The sequence below is a fragment of the Vagococcus sp. WN89Y genome, assembly GCF_052220145.1.
GTDB lineage: Bacteria > Pseudomonadota > Gammaproteobacteria > Enterobacterales > Enterobacteriaceae > Kosakonia.
This window is the reverse complement of sequence record NZ_JBQPOM010000067.1, coordinates 74,662-95,908: the sequence shown is the minus strand read 5'-3', so window position 1 is coordinate 95,908 and position 21,247 is coordinate 74,662. Positions and strand designations below refer to the sequence as shown.

Here is a 21,247-nt window from a genome sequence, read left to right as displayed (position 1 = left end):
TCAACACAAAAATAAAAAACCACGGAGCTGTTACCCCGTGGTTATACAACGTGTTAGCCGCGATTAATGCGCGCTGAAGGTTACCGGACGCCCTGCCATGCGATCCCAGACCACCGACAGAACCACCATTACCACGCTTGGCAGCAGCCAGGCCAGGCCCTGCTCCGCCAGCGGTAACCGCTGCGTCCAGCCCGGGAGGTGCTCAGCAAACGTAGACGCTTTCACGCCGTCAAGGATACCAAAAAGCAGGCTGATAAACATCGCCGGTGCGATAATGCGTGTCGAGCGGTTCCACCAGGAGCGGGTAAAACTCAGCACCACCAGCACAATACACGGCGGGTAGATCATGGTCAGCACCGGAATGGAGATCTGAATCAGGTGGCTCAGCCCCAGGTTTGAAACCGCCATCGAGAAGATGCCAAGAATAAACACCAGCGCACGGTAGGAGAGCGGCAGATACTGCGCAAAAAACTCAGCACATGCGCAGGTCAAACCAACCGCCGTCACCAGGCAGGCAATAAAGATAAGCGCTGCCAGCAGGAAGCTGCCTGCGCCGCCGAAGGTATGCTGCACATACGCGTGAAGAATAGCCGCGCCGTTAGCAGACTGATCCACAAGGATTGCGCTGTCAGAGCCAAGACGGAACAGCGCCAGGTAAAGCAGCGTCAGGCCAATACCCGCCATCAGGCCAGCCCAGACGGTGTAACGGGTCAACAAGCGCGCTTCGGTAACGCCGCGCGAGCGCGCCGCATTCACGATAACAATACCAAAGACCATCGCGCCCAGCGTATCCATTGTCAGATAGCCGTTCACAAAACCGTTCGAGAACGGTGCTGTCTGGTAGGCTTCCAGCGCGTGGCTGATAGGGCCAGCCGGCCAGATAATGGCTGCAACAGAAAGCACGGTCAGCGCGATAATTTTCAGCGGCGCCAGGAAGTTGCCCACGGTATCAAGCAGTTTGCCAGGATAGAGGGAAACCAGGATGACCAGTGCAAAATAGAGCACGCTGTAAATGAAAAGCGGCATAGCACCGTCGCCGGTCAACGGCGCGATACCCACCTCAAATGAGACGGTTGCGGTACGCGGCGTCGCAAACAGCGGCCCCACCGCCAGGTAGCATACGGTCGCCAGCAAAATACCTGCGACTTTGCCAATCGGCGTACTCAGGCTATCCACCCCGCCGCCCACTTTCGCCAGCGCGATAACAGTCAGCACCGGGAGGCCCACGGCAGTAATTAAGAAGCCAATGGCCGCAGTCCAGACGCTTTCACCCGCCTGTAAGCCAACCATCGGTGGAAAAATAATATTACCTGCCCCAACAAAGAGGGCAAAGGTCATAAAGCCCAGAGCAATGATGTCTCGTGGTTTTAAGTGATGGGTCATAATTCGTTACTGCCTGTGGATGTGGTGTCGTAAAAATGGTGAATTTTTCGCCTTTCCCTGCGGGACAATACCGTGCTGATGCCCCTAAAAGTCAGCGGGATATGCTTTATGTATAGCGTGGCGGAGAATAGTTTTTCGATTTACCACGCAAATACAGTCGGTATGACGATGTACGGGGCGCAATTTAAACGCTTATAACGTTTAAAGGCAAGAAGGGATCGCAAAACCAGATGGTTATACTGAACAGAAACTCACAGCCAGTCAAAAACTCTATTTATAAGAAAAAGACATGGCTGATCATGCGAATAAAAAATAACCAGTCGTGGAAATATGCTGAGATGCCTGAAAACATAAAACAACGGCCTGCAAAGACAGGCCGCTGGCAAGAGAGGGTTACTCAGGATGCAAGGTTTTTAACGACCAGCCGCTCCGGCAGCACGAAACTAAAGCGCGTCCCTTTGCCCGGTGTGCTTTCAATATCCAGGCGGCTGTCATGGTGATTCACCGCATGCTTAACGATGGCCAGCCCCAACCCGCTACCGCCGGTTTGCCGTGACCGGGCTTTGTCCACCCGGTAGAAACGCTCGGTCAGGCGCGGAATATGCTCAGCGGCAATACCCGGCCCGTCATCCTCCACGCTAAACTCCGCTCCGTGCGGGACATGCCGCCAGCGCACGACGACGTGCGTTCCCGGCGGCGTATGATTCACCGCGTTATAGACCAGGTTCGAAACCGCGCTGCGCAGTTGCTCTTCATTACCGAGCACTTTTAGCGAGCTGTCCACTTCAAACGTAAAGAGATGCTTTTTTTGGCTCAGGGTTTGCGCTTCGCGCTCAACGACACGCAGCATCATCGGCACGTCGATGGTCTCATTAGACGGCAGCGTCGGCGCGGCTTCAATTTTCGACAGCGTCAGCAACTGGCGCACCAGGCCTTCCATGCGTGAGGTTTGTTCACGCATCGTATGCAAGGCTTTTTCACGCAAAGCCCCTTCCATCGCCTGCTCCTGCATCATCTCCAGGTAGCCCTGCAACACGGTGAGCGGCGTGCGCAACTCATGGCTGACGTTGGCAAAAAAGTTCCGCCGTGTTTTTTCCAGCTGATGCATTTGTGTCACATCGCGCGCCACCAAAAGCAGTTGCTGCTCGCTGTAGGGCATGACGCGGATCTCCAGATGCCGCCCGCTGTTAAGCACCAGGTTCAACGGCCCGGCAAACTCTTTTTTCTTCAGATAATGGGTAAATTCAGGGTAACGCAGCAGGTTGAGGATATTCTGACCGCTATCATCCGGCCAGCGCAGACCCAGCAGCTGTTGCGCAAGACCGTTACACCAGAAAATCGATCCCTCTTCTGTGGTAAGGATCACCGCATCCGGTAGCGATTCTGCGCCGCTGCGAAAACGCTTAATCAGGTGCCCCAGCTCGCGACGGCGCTTTTTATTGCGCATCTGCATCTGATGCAGACCATAGAGCAGCGGCTCCCAGCTTCCTTTGCCGGGCGGCGGCGTCATGCTTTTATCAACCCATAACCACCATGAAAGACGCAGTAAATTCCAGAAATGCCAGATAAGCAACCCGGTTACCGACACGAGTAAAAACCATGGCAGGTAGCCAAAAATCGCGCCAAGAATCAGCGCGGGACAACAACAAAGGAGGAGCTCCAGCACCAGCCTTTTCCATGACAGCCGTTCCAGCACGCGTCACACTCCTGTCAAATTTCAGAAACGGGCAGAAAAACGATATCCCGTGCCGCGCACTGTTTGTACCATCCGATCGTGACCGCTGTGTTCCAGCGCTTTACGCAGGCGACGGATATGCACGTCCACCGTTCTGTCTTCAACGTATACATTGGTGCCCCATACGTGGTTTAGCAGCTGCTCGCGGCTGTAAACGCGCTCCGGATGGGTCATAAAGAAGTGCAACAGTTTAAACTCTGTTGGCCCCATATCCAGCGGATTTTCGCCGGTCATCACGCGATGTGAAGACGGGTCGAGGCTTAACCCCTGCATTTCAATCACCTCTTCCACCGCCATCGGCGAAATGCGGCGCATCACGGCTTTAATGCGCGCCACCAGCTCTTTGGGGGAAAACGGTTTGGTAATGTAATCATCCGCGCCCGTCTCCAGACCACGTACGCGATCCTCTTCTTCACCCCGGGCGGTCAGCATCATCACCGGAATCTCGCGGGTCATCGCTTCCCGTTTCAGATGTTTAATAAACTGAATGCCGGAACCACCGGGCAGCATCCAGTCCAGTAAAATCAAATCAGGCCAGGGTTCATTAAGTTGGTTCACCGCGCTGTCATAATCTTCAGCTTCTACCGGCTGAAAACCATTTTGTTCGAGCACAAAGCAAACCATTTCACGGATCGGTGCTTCATCCTCTACGACCAGAATTCGTCTCGCCATAATTCGCCCTGTTTTATTTAAGTCATCGGTATATATAGCGGCGTCATTATGCGTCACTTTTATGACAGTTTTATGAAGAACATGACCGTCAGATGACCCCAGCCGCTGCAATATGACAGCGCACAGTTCAGCCTATAAGCTACTGAATGGTATAATCCGTTTTACGCTTTTTTGCCACGGAATCGCTATGCGCATTATTCACACATCTGACTGGCATCTCGGTCAAAACTTCTATAGCAAGAGCCGCGCGGCTGAGCACGAAGCCTTCCTCGACTGGCTGCTGGAAACAGCGGAACACCAGCAGGTCGATGCGATAATCGTCGCCGGGGACATTTTCGATACCGGCGCGCCGCCAAGCTACGCCCGTGAGTTGTATTACCGCTTTGTGGTGAAGCTCCAGTCTACCGGCTGCCAGTTGGTGGTGCTGGGCGGGAACCATGATTCCGTGGCCACGTTAAATGAATCAAAAGCGATTCTCGCGTATCTGAAAACTATCGTGGTGCCCAACGCCGGAACGCCGCCTTTTATTCTGCCACTGCGCAGCGGCGAACCCGGCGCAGTCTTTTGCCCGGTGCCTTTCCTGCGCCCGCGCGACATCACCGTCAGCCAGGCAGGGCTGTCCGGCGGGCAAAAACAGCAGATTCTGCTGGATGCCATCACGGCGTATTACCAACAGCAGTATCGTGCGGCCTGCGAACTGCGTGGAGAAAGAACGCTGCCGATTATCGCCAGCGGCCATTTGACCACCGTGGGCGCGAGCAAAAGTGACGCCGTACGTGACATCTATATCGGTACGCTGGACGCTTTCCCGGTGCAGAATTTCCCGCCCGCAGACTATATCGCGCTGGGGCATATTCACCGCGCGCAAAAACCCGGCGGCCTGGAGCATATTCGCTACAGCGGCTCGCCGATTGCGCTCAGTTTTGATGAAACCGGCAAAAACAAAAGCGTCAACCTGGTGACATTCGATACAGGCAAGCTTAAGGACGTGACAGCGCTTGAAGTACCGGTGACACAACCGCTGGCATCAATCAAAGGCGATTTTGCCAGTATTTGCCAGCAGCTTGAGCAGTGGCGCGGCGCGGCGTGCGAGAAGCCTGTCTGGCTGGATATCGAAATCGTTAGCGCGGATTACCTGGCGGATATGCAACGCAAAATTCAGCAAGCGACGGAAGGTTTGCCCGTCGAGGTGTTGCTGGTTCGCCGCAGCCGTGAGCAACGGGAGCGGCTGCTTGCCGCAGAGCTTCGTGAAACCTTAAGCGAGTTAACGGCCCAGGAGGTGTTTGCCCGCCGTCTGGCGCATGAAACGCTCGATGAAGCGCAGTCGCAGCGCTTGCTGGCGCTGTTTAGCGAAACGCTGCAGGCGCTTGACGAGGAGAGTGACGCATGAGAATTCTGAGTTTACGTCTGAAAAACCTCAACTCGCTCAAAGGTGAATGGAAGATTGATTTCACCGCTGAGCCGTTCGCCAGCAACGGTTTGTTCGCCATTACCGGTGCGACAGGCGCGGGCAAAACCACGCTGCTCGATGCAATTTGCCTGGCGCTCTACCATGAAACGCCGCGCCTTAGCACGCTGTCACAATCGCAAAATGATCTGATGACCCGCGACACGGCCGAATGCCTGGCGGAGGTAGAATTTGAAGTCAAACAGGTCGCGTACCGCGCCTTCTGGAGCCAGACCCGCGCCCGTGGCCTGCCGGACGGTAATTTGCAGGCCCCGCGCGTCGAGCTGGCACAGTGCGCCGACGGTAAAATCCTTGCCGATAAAGTAAGAGATAAGCTGGAACTGACCGCTTCGCTGACCGGGCTGGATTATGGCCGCTTTACCCGCTCGATGTTGCTGTCTCAGGGGCAGTTTGCCGCCTTCCTGAACGCTAAACCCGGCGAGCGGGCAGAACTGCTTGAAGAGCTGACCGGCACGGAAATTTACGGTCAGATTTCAGCGATGGTGTTTGAAAAACATAAAACCGCCAAAACCCGGCTTGAACGTTTGCAGGTGCAGGCCGAAGGCGTGGTGTTGTTAAACGACGAGCAGCGCGGGCAGCTTCAGGCAGGTTTGCAGGCACTTACTGACGAAGAACAGCGTCTTGATGCCGGGTTACAGAGCGCTCAGGCGCTGGCGCAATGGTTTAACCGCGAGGCGGAGTTGCGCACCGGCCAGCAGCAGGCAAATAGCGCCTTGCAACAGGCACGCGAGGCGCTGGCGAAGGCGCAACCACAGCTCTCGGCACTGGAACGGGCGCAACCGGCGCAGCAGCTGCGCCCGTTATGGGAGCGACTTGCCGAGCAGCGAGAAACGTTGTCGCGCATTCGCAGCCAGAGCGAAGAAGTAAATACTCGCTTACAAGACAGGCTCATGCAGCGCTCGCGCATTCGCGCAGGCGCCGCGCAGCAGCTCAGCACACTGCAACAATCGCAAAAGACGCTGGATAGCTGGCTTGCCGGGCACGCCCACTACCAGCGCTGGCAAAGCGAGCTAACGGGCTGGCGCGCAAAGTTTGAGCGACTTAGCGAAGATAAAAAGCAGTATGCCAGCCTGCAACAGCGTATCCAGAGCAACGAGCAAAAACTGCAACAATTGCCGGAACTGACCCTGACACTGAGTGCCGAAGAAGCAGAGGCGGCCACCGCGCGTCATGCGCGCCAGCGCCCGCTGCGCCAGCAACTCATCACTCTGCATGCCCGCTTCGCGCCGCTGTATAAACAGCTAACCGGGCACCAGCAAACCGTGCAGGAGATAAAAAGCGCGCAGGAGCAACTCACCGTTGAGCTGGAACGTAAGCGTTTGCTGTATAAAGAGAAAAACCAGCAACTGAACGATGTGCGCACTATTTGCGAGCTGGAAAGCCGTATCAAAGATTTAGAAAGCGAGCGCGCGCGCCTGCAACCAGGCCAGCCCTGCCCGCTGTGCGGTGCCACCGAACATCCGGCTATCGCGCAGTATCAGGCACTTGAGCAGAGCATTAATCAGCAACGCTACGCTGCGCTTGAGCAGGAGGTCCGCCGGGTACAGGAAGAAGGCGTAGCGCTAAATGAGCGGCTAAAAGGGCTTAGCGCGCAGCGTGAAAAAGTACAGCGTGAGCTTGCGCAGCTGCAAACAGATGAACAAACCCTGCTTAACTCGTGGGAACAACTTTGCGGCGAGCTTGGCGTTACCCTGGTGCCAACAGAGAGCCTGAGCGCGTGGCAAAACGCGCAGGAAGCCTACGAGCAGCAGCTCGATCATCTCAAAGCACGCCAGGCGCTGGATGAATTACGCCAGCAGAGCGAGCAGATTCAACAGGAGCTGGAAGCCCGGCGCGCCAGCCTGGTCGCCGATTTGCAATCGCTTGAGCTTACCCTTCCGCCGCCCGGGGAAGAGCAGCCGTGGCTGGCGGCGCGGGAGCAGGAAGCGCAAGCGTGGCAACAGCAGCAGCAACAGCTGGCCGCGGTGCGCGAACAGATAGCGCAGTTGATGCCGCTGCTCGATACGCTGCCTGCAAACGACACGCCTTGCGATGACCCGCACGTCGCGCTCGACGGCTGGCGGCATGTGCACGACGATTGCCTGGCGCTACAAAGCCAGTGGCAAACGCTGCAACAGCAGCTGGCGCAGGAGGACAACGCGGCCAGTACGCTGGAGCAACAGTTTGCTACGGCGCTGGCAAATAGCCCGTTTGCCGACCAGGAGGCGTTTCTCGCCGCGCTGCTTGATGAAGCCGAACGTCTGCGCCTGGAGGAACTACGCCAGGCGCTGGAGCGCGACAGCCAGCAGAAACAGGCGCTCGCCGCCAGCGCAGAGCAGGCGCTTGCAGCACATCAGGCACAGCGCCCCGCAAGCCTGGATATGAATGCCACGCAGGAGAGCGCGGCGCTTGCGCTGGAGAGTGTTACCCGGCAGCTTCGTGAGAACACCACCCGCCAGGGGGAGCTTCGCCAGCAGCTCAAACAGGATGATGACAACCGCCAGCGCCAGCAGTCCGTCATGGAGGAAATAGCGCAAGCCACTGCGTGCTGCGATGACTGGGGGCATTTAAATGCGCTGATTGGCTCGCGAGAGGGGGATAAGTTTCGCAAGTTCGCACAGGGGCTGACGCTGGATAATCTGGTGTGGCTGGCGAACAACCAGCTGACGCGTTTACACGGGCGTTATTTGCTTAAACGCAAGGCCAGCGAGGCGCTGGAGCTGGAAGTGGTGGATACCTGGCAGGCGGATGCGGTGCGCGATACGCGCACGCTTTCCGGCGGCGAGAGCTTCCTGGTGAGCCTTGCGCTGGCGCTGGCGCTCTCTGATCTGGTCAGTCATAAAACACGTATCGATTCGTTATTCCTGGATGAAGGCTTCGGGACGCTCGATAGCGAAACGCTGGATACCGCGCTCGATGCGCTCGACGCACTCAACGCCACCGGTAAAACCATCGGCGTTATCAGCCACGTGGAAGCAATGAAAGAGCGCATTCCCGTGCAGATCAAAGTCAAAAAAATCAACGGGCTGGGTTACAGCAAGCTCGACGGGAAATACGCAGTAGAATCGGTAAGTAAAACCTAAAAAGTTTTTTATAAGCAACGCCAACGCTTCGTAAACCTACCGTTTCCGAAGCGGGTCTGGCTAAATAAAACGGCCCGGCGCAAGGAGAAGATATCAGCCAGACGCGAAGCCCTACCCTTATTAACCAACAAACGCCGAAGCGGGGAGAGTCCGGCTGAAAATCGCCGCAGAGTAACCATAAAAGAGCGGGGGAACGCTGCCTGCCGGAACAAAAACTCACCAGACGCGAAGCCCTGCCTTCATTGACCAACAAACTCCGAAGCGGGCCTGCTCCGGCTGAAAATCGCCGGGGCGTTTTCGCAAGGCCGGGGCAGCCCGCAGGGAAGCGGGCTGAGGGCGCGACTTGCAGGGATGCTGCATCGCGCCCGACCCGAAAGCCTGGCGAAATAAGCCACGGGAACCGCGAAGCGGCGATTTTCCCTGCCGGGAGCCGGGATTGCTAAGGGCGCGGCGGCGAGCGCCCTTAGCCCGTTCACCCGCAGAACCGCGTCTGAAAGCGCCGCCATAAAGTGAACGGAACCATTCCACCAACGGGTTCCTCAAGCGAACAGAACCCTCACTCCCCCTGTGGCCACAACCAGGCCGCGCCCCGCACCCCGCTCGAATCTCCATGCAACGCCTTACGAATCGGCGTCTCACACTCCCCGCCAAACACCCATTTACGCACCAGCTCCGGCACCGTCTGATACAAACGGTCAACATTGCTCATCCCGCCGCCGAGCACAATCACATCCGGGTCGAGAATATTCACCACATGCGCCAGTGATTTCGCCAGCCGCATCTCGTAACGACTCAGCGCCAGCTCCGCCAGCGGGTCCTGCTCATCAACCAGGCGCATTATCTCACTCCCCTGTAACGCCCGGCCGCTTAAGCGCTGATAATCCGTGGCAAAACCGGTTCCTGAAATAAACGTTTCAATGCACCCCTCTTTACCGCAATAGCACGGCACCTCTGTACGATAACGCAGCTCGTCGTCATCCATCCACGGCAGCGGATTGTGCCCCCACTCGCCCGCCGTTCCATTACCGCCGATATGCACATGCCCATTGATAGCCACCCCGGCCCCGCAGCCGGTACCAATGATGACCGCAAATACCGTTTGCGCCCCTGCCGCTGCGCCATCGACCGCTTCTGACACCGCCAGGCAGTTCGCATCATTGGCCAGACGCACCTCGCGGTTCAGACGCTGGCTCAAATCTTTATCAAACGGCTTACCGTTAAGCCAGGTCGAGTTGGCATTTTTCACCACCCCGGTATAGGGAGAGATAGACCCCGGGATCCCCATGCCAACAGTGCCGCTCTGCCCGGTCTCTTTTTCGGTTAACTCAACAAGCGAAACCAGCAACGCAAGGGTTTGCTGATAGTCACGCGGGGTCGGCTGGCGATGGCGAAAAAGCACCTTACCCTGCTCGTCCAGCGCAATGATTTCTGTCTTTGTGCCACCTAAATCAATACCAATTCGCACTGCAATCTCCTTCTGGCTGGACCACGCATTTGTATGCAACGACGGCAACAATTCGCTATGATGCCTGCTGCATTTAATGACAAGGCTGTGAAAATAATCATGCTGTGGTTCAAAAATTTAATGGTATACCGTCTCAGCCGCGATGTTGCGCTGCGTGCGGACGAAATGGAAAAACAGCTTGCCCCTCTTTCGTTTACACCCTGCGGTAGTCAGGATATGGCGAAAACCGGCTGGGTGCCACCGATGGGCTCACACAGCGATGCGCTGACCCATACTGCCAATGGCCAGATAATTATCTGCGCCCGTAAAGAAGAAAAGATCCTGCCCTCGCCGGTGGTCAAACAGGCGCTGGAAGCAAAAATCTCGCGCCTCGAAGCCGAGCAGAGCCGTAAGCTGAAAAAAACCGAAAAAGATGCCCTGAAAGACGAAGTGCTGCATTCGCTGCTGCCGCGCGCATTCAGCCGGTTTAGTCAGACGATGATGTGGATTGATACCGTCAATGGCCTGATTATGGTGGACTGCGCCAGCGCGAAAAAAGCAGAGGATACGCTGGCGCTGCTGCGTAAAAGCCTCGGTTCGTTACCGGTCGTGCCGCTGACGATGGAAAACCCTGTCGAACTGACGCTCACCGAATGGGTGCGCTCCGGTAGCGCGGCGCAAGGGTTTCAGTTGCTTGATGAAGCAGAACTGAAAGCAATGCTGGAAGATGGCGGCGTGATCCGCGCGAAAAAACAGGATCTGGTCAGCGACGAAATCGCCGTGCATATCGAAGCGGGCAAAGTCGTCACCAAACTGGCGCTCGACTGGCAACAGCGCATTCAGTTTGTGATGTGCGATGACGGTTCCATTAAGCGGCTGAAATTCAGTGACGAGTTGCGGGATCAGAACGAAGACATTGATCGGGATGATTATGCCCAGCGCTTCGATGCTGATTTTATATTGATGACCGGCGAACTGGCCGCGTTAATCCAGAACCTGGTTGAAGGACTGGGTGGCGAGGCGCAGCGTTAAAGCAAAACGCCCGTCGCAAGCGGGCGTTTTCTGTTTTACAAATAACGGCACAGGTAGGCGCTGGGTTCCGCCACCTGCAGATGAAATTCGCTGTGGCCAGGCACATTGAACACCTCTCCGGCCACGCAGGTTTTCCACTCGGTTTCTCCCGGCAGCAAAACATGCAGCGCGCCGCTCACGACCGTCATCTCTTCGGGCTGTGCGGTACTAAAGGTATATTCCCCTTCCGCCATCACGCCAACGCTGGCGCGGCCAGTGCTGCTGCTGGTAAAACCGATGGATTTCACTTTACCGGAAAAGTATTCATTACTTTGAAGCATGGAGTGGCCCTTTCAACAATGGTGGAAAAATCACTATAGAGGCCACGCTTTGCTTCTGTCATGCGAAATTGCAAGGCTTAGCGCCTAAACCAGCAGTTCCGACGCCAGACGAGCCACCAGCACATTCGACAACAGCACCGGTACATCCAGCGCTTTTTGCAACAAATCACGATGCTGCTGATGAAAACCCAGGCAATCGAGCATCAGCACGTCGGCGCCTTTGTCCACCAGGCTCTTTCCTGCCGCGATAAATTCAGACTCGCTGGCGAGAAACGGGTGCCCCAGCGTGTAGTAAGGCTCGTTTTCCAGCACTTTCCACTTCTGCTTTTGCGGCGCCATCATCTCCGGCAAGGGCACGATAACGCCAACCTGGTGACCGTCAACAATTGACGCAACGAGCGGCGGGATGATGCGTTGCGGTTCGATAAGAATAGAATTACGCGCCACGAGCCCGCGAATATCCGCCGTACTCATCAATAAAATGACGTCATAACCCTGGTTATCCAGCACTTCGATGACGCTTTGCAGGTCGCGCTCTATCTTCTCCCGGGAAACCATCCCCAGAGAATCATCGCGCAACCGCGTCGGTAGCGCCGTCTCCCCCGGCCCGGCACTGTATTGCGCGCGCACGTCGTCAGGTTCCATATCGCCAAGCAGGCTCAGATGGGTTATTTGTTGCTCAGGAATATGCTCGGTCAGGAGCGGTAGGATCTCTTTTACCGGCACCACACCAATAGTGAGGATCGCCAACGTCGGACTCATTATACTTTCTGCCTTCTACTTGCTTATTATTCATTCGCTGCCGCTCAGACCTGTCGACAATGTCGGGTACAGGAACGCACTACCGATTCAGGTCACCCGAGCGGAGCAAATGCGCCACTCCCGTGTTCATGTAAATTCCAGCAATTAAAAAATATAACCTCTGGGAGACAATCAGCCAGTCAAAAAATGTGAGCCAGATCCTTTTCTGTGATGATTTGGATTACATTTACGAGGGCAATTAATCTTTATCCGGATCTTCATAGCGCTTTTTGGCATCCAGCGCTTCCTGTTCGCTCGGGTGCTCGCTGATTAACGCGTCTGGTTTCGGGTGATCTGCGCGCAGCTGATACCAGGTTTCGGTCTGCCCGGCCGGGCCTTTTTCAACGGCAACAATACGGGCTTCGCGTGGATAGGGTGGTTTCGTCGGCATAGCGCTTCCTTTTTGTCGTTGGTAGAGTAATAAGTATAGACAAACGTTTCGTTAACTGGCGCGCGCCAATTGCAGAACCGCTTCGATCTCTGCCACAACCTGTTGTGGGGGAAGTGATGCATCTACCACATAATGTGCCGCTTCACGATACAGCGCATCGCGCTGCGCCAGAACTTCGCTAACTTCTTCGCTGATAGGTTTACCGGTGAGCGTTGGGCGCTGCTCTTCCTGCGGAAAGGCCGCCAGACGGTTAGCCAGCACCGCTACAGAAGCGCAAAGGTAGATCACCACGCCTTTTTCATGCATAAAATGCCGGTTATGCTCGCTAAGAATAATGCCGCCGCCGGTCGCAATAACGCAGGATGGCGCGCTGACGGCTTCCAGCGCGGCGGTTTCACGGGCGCGAAATGCCGGCCACCCTTCCTGTTCCACAATCTCCGCGATACTTTTTTGCGCCTGTTCCTGCAACCAACGATCGGTATCAATAAACTGACAACCCTGCGCCAGAGCAAGCGACTGCCCGACGGTGGTTTTACCGCAACCGCGTGCGCCGATTAAATAAATGGGTAGCGTCATGAGCTGGAGTTCCCTTGGTGTCCCGCGAGCCGAAAAATAAGTCAGCGATATAATCGCTAAACGAGTACATAAACCTTCGTAAAGGTAGCGTTACACTTTTAAGACATCTTTGCCACAACATGCGAAAAAATCAGATTTAATTGATCGCGTCTGTGTAAAGAATATGTGGCAATGTATGCAGCGGCAACCTTACTGAATCTACCATCGACTGGCAAGTGCGCAAGGCAGCAAATGACAATTCAGAAAACGCCCCTATTTAACGTCGCGGCGTTTTCTGTCCTGCATCCATTTGTCCAGCTCGGCGGCAAAATGCTGGCGATCCCGTTGTGAAAGGCTGTCCGGCCCGCCGGTCTGAATGCCGCTGGCGCGCAGCGTATCCATAAAATCACGCATGGTCAGTTTTTCGCGGATTGTTGCTGGCGTATAGCGCTCTCCGCGCGGGTTTAACGCCGCGGCGCCCTTTTCCAGCACCTCGGCGGCCAAAGGAATATCGGCGGTGATAACCAAATCCCCTGCGCTGCACAAACGAACGATTTCATTGTCGGCAACATCAAAACCGGCCGGTACGCGCAGGGTGCGGATCACCCGTGAGGGCGGGACGCGCAAATTTTGATTCGCCACCAGCGTCAGCGGGATCTGTGTGCGCTCGGCGGCGCGAAATAATATCTCTTTAATCACATTCGGACAGGCGTCCGCATCCACCCAAATCGCCATAGCTACTCCTTAGTTTATCCTGCGCATTGTCGCTTTTATTCTTCGCGGGTGAAAGCAGAAGCTTTCGCCCTGCGCGCCAATCCACGTTAAGCTATAGGCCATATGCACTGACAAGCAGAGGGACGGTTGTGATGGAAAAAAAAATAGGTTTTATCGGCTGCGGAAATATGGGCAAGGCAATTCTGGGTGGACTGATTGCCAGCAAGCTGGTGCAGCCGGGGCAAATCTGGGTCTATACACCGACGCCGGAAAAGGTCGCCGCGCTGCATGACGAGTATGGCATCAACGCAGCGCAAAGCGCGCAGGAAGTGGCGCAGGTTGCCGATATCGTCTTCGGGGCGGTTAAGCCAAATATTCTGGTCAAAGTGCTGAGCGAAATCGCCTCCAGTCTGAATAAAGAGTCGCTGGTGGTCTCCATCGCTGCGGGCGTGACGCTCGATCAGCTGGCGCGCGCGCTGGGTCACGACCGTAAAATCATCCGCACCATGCCCAATACCCCGTCGATGGTTAACGCCGGGATGACCTCCGTTACGCCTAACGCGCTGGTCACGCCGGAAGACACGGCGGAAGTGTTAAGTATCTTTCGCAGTTTTGGTGAAGCTGAAGTGGTTAGCGAAGCGATGATCCACCCGGTCGTGGGCGTCAGCGGCTCTGCGCCAGCGTATGTGTTTATGTTTATCGAAGCGATGGCTGACGCCGCCGTGCTCGGCGGTATGCCGCGCGCGCAGGCCTATAAATTTGCCGCGCAGGCCGTTATGGGTTCGGCAAAAATGGTGCTGGAAACCGGCAAACACCCAGGCGAGCTGAAAGATATGGTCTGTTCACCTGGCGGCACCACCATCGAAGCGGTGCGCGTGCTGGAAGAAAAAGGCTTCCGCTCGGCGGTGGTGGAGTCCATTCGCGCCTGTATGGAAAAATCAGACCAGTTGAGCAAATAACCCGCGGCTTGCCTCTGCTATGGCGCGCAACGCATGCGTAAGCGCGCCACATCTTCCCTGCTACAGCACTCAGGCCAGCATTTGCGCCGCGGCATTCATGCTGACCGGCTCCTGCATTTTCATCAGCAGCCCCGCCGTCGCGGTATATTCACCGCAGCTGAGCACCGCTTTGAGCACGCCGCCTTCGCCATACAGCACGGCGAAGCGTTTATCATCAAAAGAACCGAGCATTTTCATGCTCTCCCACTCCGGGCAATAGCCGAGGTATTCAAAACGAGTGCCGAAGTGTGTCGTCCAGAAAAACGGCACTCTGTCGAACGCATGGTGTTCGCCCAGCATGTTTAGCGCAGCGAGCCTGCCCTGTTGCTGCGCGACGCGCCAGTGTTCAATGCGCCGACGCCCCTCCGGCGCCGGATAACTGGCGATATCGCCGACCGCCCAGATATTCGGAGCGACACGCAGGGTTTCATCAACCGTCAGGCTGCCATCTTCTTCACGCGGCAGTTCTGGCGCTAAATCGATACCTGGGCGCACGCCGGTGGCAAAAACCACCACATGCGCGGGCAAACTGCGGCCATCTTTCAGTTTCACCGCTTCAACATGGTCGTTACCGGTTAACGATGCGGGTTCTCCGGTGACAAATTTGACCCCATTGTGCTTGTGCAAATCCAGAAATTTCTGGCCGATTTCCTCGCCAAACTGCGGCACAAACGGTATTGCATGGCGCGACAGCACCGTCACATCAATATCCTGGTTACGCAGCGCCGCCGCCAGTTCCATCGCAATGAAGCTATTACCGATAATCACCAGCTGCTGTTCCTGCTCGACATCATCGAGCAGCGTCTGCGCCTGATAGATATTGCGCAGTACATGCACTCCCGCCAGGTGATTGCCTTCGACTTCAGGTCGCACCGGCTGGCCGCCTGTTGCCACTAACAGCTTATCGAAGCGGATCGAGCGCCCATTCGCCAGGGTTAACTGGTGCTTTTCGCTATCAAGTTGAGTGACTTCTTCACTGACACGCTCCACACCAGGCTGGCTGTAGAAAGCCTCATCCAGCAGATGGGGCACTTCGCTGATCTTCATCTTTCCGGCCGGAACAAATTTACTTAACGCAGTGCGATCGTAGGGCGCATCGTCTTCTTTATCGATAAGGATCAAATGACCGGAAAACCCGGCGTCACGCAACGTTACCGCGGCAGCGCTTCCGGCTGCGCCCGTACCAAGGATAACAACGGTATCCGGCTTGTCGCCGCGAATTTGCCGGTTGCTGGCGGGCGATACGGCGCGGGGGCTGACCAGCACCCGGTTTTGCTCAATGCGTACCGGATACTGCTTGAGGTTACTGAGCGCCAACGGCTCGCGCCACTCACCATTGGAGATATCGAACGCCGCTTTATGCCAGGGGCAGACCAGTTTGCCATCGCAAACGGCGCCCTTTTCCAGCGGCCCACCTGCGTGGGGGCATTTGCTCTGAAAAGCGCGTACCTGCGCAAGCTGGCGAATAAGGATCACAGAAGTACCGGCGACATCCACCTTGACAGGCTGACTTTCCGGCAACGCGTTAAGATCGGTAACGTACTGATAAGTCATAACATTGCTCTCGTGTTGGTGTTGTTAAAAGGACGTAACGCCAGGCGGCGCACAATCACGAGGAAGAAAAAATAGTATGTAGCTCACACTTTAAGCCTGGCAGAGATTGGCCGTGGAGCAACCAGACGGGAAAATCAGGCAGCGACTTCAGTACGATTGCGCCCGGCTTTTTTCGCTTTATAAAGCGCCAGATCGGCGGATTTTAACCATTCGCGGTAGTGGCTCATGCTGTTGGTCAGGGGCGCTGCGCCTACGCTGACGCGCAGCAACAGTTGTGGGAAGGCCGGCAGTCGAAAAACCTCCAGCCGGGCATGGACGCGCTCAATTGCCGCGATCGCCTGCTCTGGCGACGTGCCGCTCATAATGACCGCAAACTCATCGCCGCCGAAGCGGCCAATAATGTCGGTACCGCGCAGGGTCAATTGCAGCAGGCGGGTCACCACAATAATGGCTTCATCGCCCACATCATGGCCCCAGGTATCATTTATCGTTTTGAAATGATCGATATCGATAAGCAACAGCGTGGCTTCTGTCTTCTCCCGGCGGCACGCCTCGAACGCATTGCGCAGCAGGTATTCCCAGTGAACCCGGTTGTAAACACCGGTCATGCCATCGCGCATACTTAATACCTGTAAGCGCTGGCGGTGCTGTTCCAGCGTCTGAGCGGTGCGGTAACTGACCCAGGCAAAAAGCAGTGGGTAGATAAGCAGCGCAGGAAGCGTCATCCACAGTGTCAGCATTGCAGTGTGAAAGTTAAGCGGGAAATTACCAAGTTGCCACATCACCAGCGAAGAGGTAGCGACCAGCACCACGCCAGTGCCGAATAACCGCAACCCGCCCAGCCCAAGGGTATTGATACTGATCATCATCCCAAGCGCGATGGAAGGCAGAATATTGAAGCCAATAACGGCCATCCAGATCCCTGCCAGCAAGGCATCAAACTTTAAATTAAATAGTTCAGCAAGTTGTGGATCCGGCGCTTTAAGCGCCATTTGCCAGGCAAGATGCGGCCAGACAAATGACCACAACAGAAGCAACAGCCACCAGCCGCCGCCAACCGGTTGCGCCACCAGCTCGCTGGCAATGGGTAGATAAGCGCATCCCAGCCCGACTACGCGAGGCAAACGCCCGCGTTCGGCAAACTGTAATCCAAAGGAGTAAGGCTCATCGTTCAGGACAAACGTATCATCCTTGCGCGCACCCTTTTCTGAAAAAAATTTATTAAGTTTCATTATCTTCAGGAATATATTGTAATATTTCCTAAAGTATAGAGAGTGGTCAGATGAGGTCAGTATGAGATTTTGGGTGAGAAGTTATACCCGCTCACCCAATGTTATTAGGCGCTTTTTTTCAGGCAAGCCCGCATAAATTTTTGGCGGTCTTCGCCTTTCAAAGATTGTTGAGTTGCCTGGGAATTACACTCGCGCATTCTCTGCTGCTGCGGAGTGAGGCTTTTTTGGCCGGGTTCGGTTTTGGTGTTTTTCAGACAATCGCTCATATAGCGTTTGCGGGCATCGCCCGATAGCGTCTGCGCCGTCGCCTGTTGATTACAGAGGGTCATGCGTTGCTGCTGGGGAGTCAGCGTTTTTTCCGCTGCGGCAACGCTGAGCGCGGTGATAAAAAAAAGGCCAAACAGTAATGTAACCATAAATGTAAGTTTCATAGCACCATCCTTCTGTCAATGTGACCCTTTAAGGATGGTTTGAAACGGCGAAAATACCACCCGACGGCAAAGATATACCGTCGGGCAGCGATTATTTAAGGTTCAGCGCCGCTTTCATGGTGTAGAACAGATCGGTCTGATCGGTCAACCCCACCACGTTGCCCGCGTGCGGGCCATATGCCGCGATACGGATTTGCGTGCCGGTATGCTCCATCGAATCCGACTCAGAGTTGCCGTATGTCATCGCCATCACCGCGCCATCTTTCGTATTCAGCGCCTGGCTCAGACCCGGTGCTTTGGTATCCGGCGGAATTATCTGGCTGGCATGGGCGTGATCCGCGGTGACAATTACCAGCGTGTTGCCCTCTTTTTTCGCGAATTCCAGCGCCTTTTGCACCGCTTCGTCAAGATCCACCGTTTCGCCAATCTGGCCGCACGGGTTAGCCGCATGATCCTGCTTATCGATCGACGCGCCTTCAACTTGCAGGAAGAAGCCTTTCTCGTTTTTGCTGAGAAGCTCGATCGCTTTTTCCGTCATTGCGGCAAGCCGGGGCACGCTTTCGGTACGCTGATCGTTGGGTTTACAGGTGACCGCAGGTTGCTCAAGGTTACCGTGCAAAGAGGCTTTCGGCCCCTGCCAGCGCACCGGCATATTGCCTTCGGCGAATAAACCAAGCAGCGGCTTGCCCTGATTGGCTTCGGTAATGGCCGCCAGAGAAGCCGCGTCGCTCACCAGCTGATAACCCCGCGCCTGTGCCTGCTCGCGCAGCGTTTTGCCTTTCCACTCGCCTGCGGTGGCCGTTTCATTAAACGTTTTCGCGCCGCCGCCAAGTGTGACGTCTGGCCGGGTGTTAAGTAGCTGCTCGGTAATTGAACCTTTACCGCCCTTTTCCAGCGCGTTAAGCGCGCATTTTTCACTGGTGACCGTCGGGCCGTAGCAGCGCCGCGAAATCACATGGGAAACCAGCGCGGCGGGTGTCGCATCCTGAAGTTCGGCGGTGGAGACGTTCCCCGTTGCCAGACCGGCTGCTTTTGCCATCTCCAGAATGGTGGTGTGATCTTTTTCGTGAATATCGACGCCGAGCGCGCCGTTATAGGTTTTAACACCGGTGCTCCATGCGGTTGCCGACGCCGCAGAGTCGGTCACGTAGTCCGGTTTGCCGGTTTTTTTATCCAGCGCATAGTGTGTGTACTGACCGGTTAGCGGTAAGGCGTCAATACCTTTAAAAAAGCCGCCTGCTCCCTCGGCATAATTTCGCGCAGCAGTAATTTCAGAGTCCCCCATCCCGTCGCCAATCAGCAAAATAATATTTTTCGCCGGTTTATTATTAAGCGAGTCGCGTAACGCTGCAGTTTGATCGCCGGTTAAACGGCGGGCGCCGCCGGGCGTGGATATATCCCCTTGCGCTGCGCGATTATCAAGCACAGCGGCGGCGGGAATATCCGCATATATTGCAGGGGCAAACAGCGTTGAAAATAATGCGATAAATAATGCGCTCTGTTTCACGTCGATATTCTCCATGTACAAATACTTTAAAATATACGCACAACACCACATCGAAACGGCTGATTCGCAGGAGCAGGCCACGCTTATTACGTAACCGCCTGCTTATAACAGCCTGAATGATGACGCGTTGAAACAAATCGACTATATGCAGCGCAGATGACAGCCAGATGACACGATTATTTCCGCCCGGCACTCAGCTACGCGGGTGCCTTAATAGCTTTTTTAAGTATTGTTGCAACAGTCTGGCATCTTCGTGGGTGACCTGCGAGTCTGGCTGGGCCTCGTCCATCGCGCCTTCAATGCTTTGAATTAACGCAAGCTGTTCGGAGGTAGCCATTTGGCGCAACAACGCGGTCACGACGATTTCCAGCGCTTCGACCTGAGCCACCAGCTCTTTTGACTCTTCTTCTTTTTCTGCAAGCTTAACTAATAATTCGGCAATTAAATTTTTCATAGCACACTTCTCGCTCATAAGATAAAGAGACGTTAGCATTGCATTTTATTGTTGCATAGACGATACATGTCTAAATTTTGCGGCGTTTTTCACAATTTCTAAATACAACTTCTAAAAAGCGCAAGCGAAACGTTTCTTGCCCTTTTAAGACAAATTATTTTAATGAGTTAGCTAATCTAAAATAAGAAAAAGACATGGCAAAATTCCCGGCGGGAAATAATAAGAAGCGGCCAGAAAATAAAATTCCGGCCCTAATTTTTTTACGTGCGCGCGCGGCGCAATGCCCGCGCCAGTTGCCAGATATTAATCAGCACCACCACCGCGGTGGCAGCAAATACCCAACGGAACCCGGCCATCGCAGAAACAGAAGCCCCTAACAGCGGTCCGGCAACGTTTCCCAGATACATAAATGACTGGTTATAGCCAAAAATACGCCCGGTAACCTGGTCGCTTGAATACTTCAGCAGCAACGTCTGTACCGCCGGTAACATCGCGCCATCGGCAAAACCCAGCAGAAAGCGCAATATACCCAGTTGCAGCGGCGAGGTCACAAAAGACATGGCAAAAAACAGCGCTACCGCACAGGTGAGCGTCGCCATCAGGATACGCGCGGTACCAATGCGATCGCCTAATTTCCCCAGCCGGGGAGCAGAAATCAGCGCAGAAATGCCGGGAACGGCTGCAATAAGCCCGCTCAGAAAAGCAATATTGGCAACATCAGGCGATAAGGACTGAATAAACAGCGTCAGGATCGGGCCGATAGAGCCGTTACAGAGCTGGATAACCATTGTGGTGACAAACAAACTGATAACCAGCGCAGGATACGGCAGCGTGGCAAACACGGCTTTACCGCTGAGCCGCTCGCTCTTTTTCACCGTCGGCCGGACGCCTTCTTTAATCAAAAAGAGGGTGACGGAAAAACTGATCAGCAACAGGATGGCGGTGATAAAAAAGACCGTTCGCAGGCCTAAATGGTCCGCGATAAAACCGCCCATCAGCGGCCCGCCAATCACCCCGCTGATTTGCGCGGTTGAGAGCGTACTGAGCGCCCAGCCGCTGCGCTCGCGCGGCACCTGAGAGGCCACCAGCGCCATCGCATTAGGAATATAGCCTGAGGTCAGCCCCATCACCGCGCGCAGGATAAACAGTTGCCAGACGTTTGTGGCAAAAGCCTGCAACAGTATCGCCAGCGCCATCCCAAGCGACGCGCGCAGCAGCATTAATTTACGCCCTTTGCGATCGGCGAGGCTCCCCCACATGGGCGAAACAATGGCCGACACGAGGAAGGTCACGCTGAATGTCAGACCCGACCACATCGACAGGGCTTCGTGAGACGTCACGCCAAGTTGTGCCACATACAGCGGCAAAAACGGCAAAATTTGACTGATAGCGAGGCCGGTAAAAAAGCAGCCCAACCACACTGAGATAAGATTGACCTTCCAGGATTCCATGACTCGGCGTTATTTCAGGAGTTAATAACAGCACACAGGTTAC

19 protein-coding genes are annotated in these 21,247 nt (G+C 55.3%); 4 read left to right on the top strand and 15 right to left on the bottom strand.

Translation table 11 applies throughout. From position 1 onward, the window contains the following. Positions 1-63: 63 nt before the first annotated feature. The 3 genes from brnQ to phoB all read right to left on the bottom strand — a co-directional run bounded on the left by brnQ (position 64) and on the right by phoB (position 3,790). On the bottom strand, positions 64-1,383 hold the full coding sequence (gene brnQ, locus ACTU3N_RS19565) for a branched-chain amino acid transporter carrier protein BrnQ (RefSeq protein WP_443087800.1): 1,320 nt from the start codon (positions 1,381-1,383) through the stop codon (positions 64-66). 397 nt (positions 1,384-1,780) lie between these two features. After that, positions 1,781-3,079: a phosphate regulon sensor histidine kinase PhoR gene (phoR, locus tag ACTU3N_RS19560; protein WP_443087799.1), complete on the bottom strand. Its 1,299-nt coding sequence runs from the start codon at positions 3,077-3,079 to the stop codon at positions 1,781-1,783. Between the two features lie 21 nt (positions 3,080-3,100). Next, positions 3,101-3,790 (bottom strand): phosphate response regulator transcription factor PhoB, encoded by a 690-nt coding sequence (gene phoB, locus ACTU3N_RS19555; protein ID WP_443087798.1) that lies wholly within the window; start codon positions 3,788-3,790, stop codon positions 3,101-3,103. Between the two features lie 187 nt (positions 3,791-3,977). Here phoB and sbcD point away from each other — a divergent pair, with 187 nt between their 5' ends. Further along, positions 3,978-5,180: an exonuclease subunit SbcD gene (sbcD, locus tag ACTU3N_RS19550; protein ID WP_443087797.1), complete on the top strand. Its 1,203-nt coding sequence runs from the start codon at positions 3,978-3,980 to the stop codon at positions 5,178-5,180. Beyond that, a complete protein-coding gene (gene sbcC, locus ACTU3N_RS19545) occupies positions 5,177-8,320 on the top strand; it encodes an exonuclease subunit SbcC (protein WP_443087796.1) in 3,144 nt (1,047 codons plus the stop codon). The genes sbcD and sbcC overlap by 4 nt, the downstream gene beginning before the upstream one ends. 556 nt (positions 8,321-8,876) lie before the next feature. Here sbcC and mak read toward each other — a convergent pair. After that, a complete protein-coding gene (mak, locus tag ACTU3N_RS19540; RefSeq protein ID WP_443087795.1) occupies positions 8,877-9,785 on the bottom strand; it encodes a fructokinase in 909 nt (302 codons plus the stop codon). Positions 9,786-9,884: 99 nt separating this feature from the next. Between mak and rdgC the strand changes: the two genes are divergently transcribed. After that, the gene (rdgC, locus tag ACTU3N_RS19535) at positions 9,885-10,796 is read left to right on the top strand and encodes a recombination-associated protein RdgC (RefSeq protein WP_443087794.1); all 912 of its coding nucleotides are present in this window, start codon (positions 9,885-9,887) and stop codon (positions 10,794-10,796) included. A gap of 35 nt (positions 10,797-10,831) precedes the next feature. On the opposite strand, the gene ppnP is transcribed toward rdgC, so the two are convergent. The 5 genes from ppnP to ACTU3N_RS19510 form a co-directional block, all read right to left on the bottom strand. Next, entirely contained in the window at positions 10,832-11,116 is a 285-nt protein-coding gene (gene ppnP / locus ACTU3N_RS19530) for a pyrimidine/purine nucleoside phosphorylase (protein WP_443087793.1), read from the bottom strand. 84 nt (positions 11,117-11,200) lie between these two features. Continuing rightward, positions 11,201-11,878 carry an AroM family protein gene (locus ACTU3N_RS19525; protein ID WP_443087792.1) on the bottom strand — a complete coding sequence of 226 codons (678 nt, stop codon included), beginning with the start codon at positions 11,876-11,878 and terminating at the stop codon, positions 11,201-11,203. Positions 11,879-12,116: 238 nt separating this feature from the next. After that, positions 12,117-12,308 carry a protein YaiA gene (gene yaiA, locus ACTU3N_RS19520; protein WP_443087791.1) on the bottom strand — a complete coding sequence of 64 codons (192 nt, stop codon included), beginning with the start codon at positions 12,306-12,308 and terminating at the stop codon, positions 12,117-12,119. Between the two features lie 51 nt (positions 12,309-12,359). Then, positions 12,360-12,884: a shikimate kinase AroL gene (aroL, locus tag ACTU3N_RS19515; RefSeq protein ID WP_443087790.1), complete on the bottom strand. Its 525-nt coding sequence runs from the start codon at positions 12,882-12,884 to the stop codon at positions 12,360-12,362. A 252-nt stretch (positions 12,885-13,136) separates the two neighbouring features. Further along, entirely contained in the window at positions 13,137-13,598 is a 462-nt protein-coding gene (locus ACTU3N_RS19510) for a YaiI/YqxD family protein (protein ID WP_443087789.1), read from the bottom strand. 131 nt (positions 13,599-13,729) lie between these two features. Here ACTU3N_RS19510 and proC point away from each other — a divergent pair, with 131 nt between their 5' ends. Further along, positions 13,730-14,536, top strand: a complete 807-nt coding sequence (gene proC, locus ACTU3N_RS19505) for a pyrroline-5-carboxylate reductase (RefSeq protein ID WP_443087788.1) — start codon at positions 13,730-13,732, stop codon at positions 14,534-14,536. A gap of 69 nt (positions 14,537-14,605) precedes the next feature. On the opposite strand, the gene ACTU3N_RS19500 is transcribed toward proC, so the two are convergent. The 6 genes from ACTU3N_RS19500 to ACTU3N_RS19475 all read right to left on the bottom strand — a co-directional run bounded on the left by ACTU3N_RS19500 (position 14,606) and on the right by ACTU3N_RS19475 (position 21,204). Beyond that, a complete protein-coding gene (locus tag ACTU3N_RS19500) occupies positions 14,606-16,129 on the bottom strand; it encodes an FAD-dependent oxidoreductase (RefSeq protein ID WP_443087786.1) in 1,524 nt (507 codons plus the stop codon). Between the two features lie 134 nt (positions 16,130-16,263). After that, positions 16,264-17,364 carry a diguanylate cyclase AdrA gene (gene adrA / locus ACTU3N_RS19495; protein ID WP_443087813.1) on the bottom strand — a complete coding sequence of 367 codons (1,101 nt, stop codon included), beginning with the start codon at positions 17,362-17,364 and terminating at the stop codon, positions 16,264-16,266. A 101-nt stretch (positions 17,365-17,465) separates the two neighbouring features. Then, positions 17,466-17,792, bottom strand: a complete 327-nt coding sequence (psiF, locus tag ACTU3N_RS19490) for a phosphate starvation-inducible protein PsiF (RefSeq protein ID WP_443087785.1) — start codon at positions 17,790-17,792, stop codon at positions 17,466-17,468. A 91-nt stretch (positions 17,793-17,883) separates the two neighbouring features. Further along, complete coding sequence (gene phoA, locus ACTU3N_RS19485) at positions 17,884-19,314, bottom strand: alkaline phosphatase (RefSeq protein ID WP_443087784.1); 1,431 nt, start codon at positions 19,312-19,314, stop codon at positions 17,884-17,886. Positions 19,315-19,492: 178 nt separating this feature from the next. After that, positions 19,493-19,753 carry an anti-adapter protein IraP gene (gene iraP, locus ACTU3N_RS19480; protein ID WP_443087783.1) on the bottom strand — a complete coding sequence of 87 codons (261 nt, stop codon included), beginning with the start codon at positions 19,751-19,753 and terminating at the stop codon, positions 19,493-19,495. Between the two features lie 260 nt (positions 19,754-20,013). Then, positions 20,014-21,204, bottom strand: a complete 1,191-nt coding sequence (locus ACTU3N_RS19475) for a multidrug efflux MFS transporter (RefSeq protein ID WP_443087782.1) — start codon at positions 21,202-21,204, stop codon at positions 20,014-20,016. Positions 21,205-21,247 lie beyond the last annotated feature (43 nt).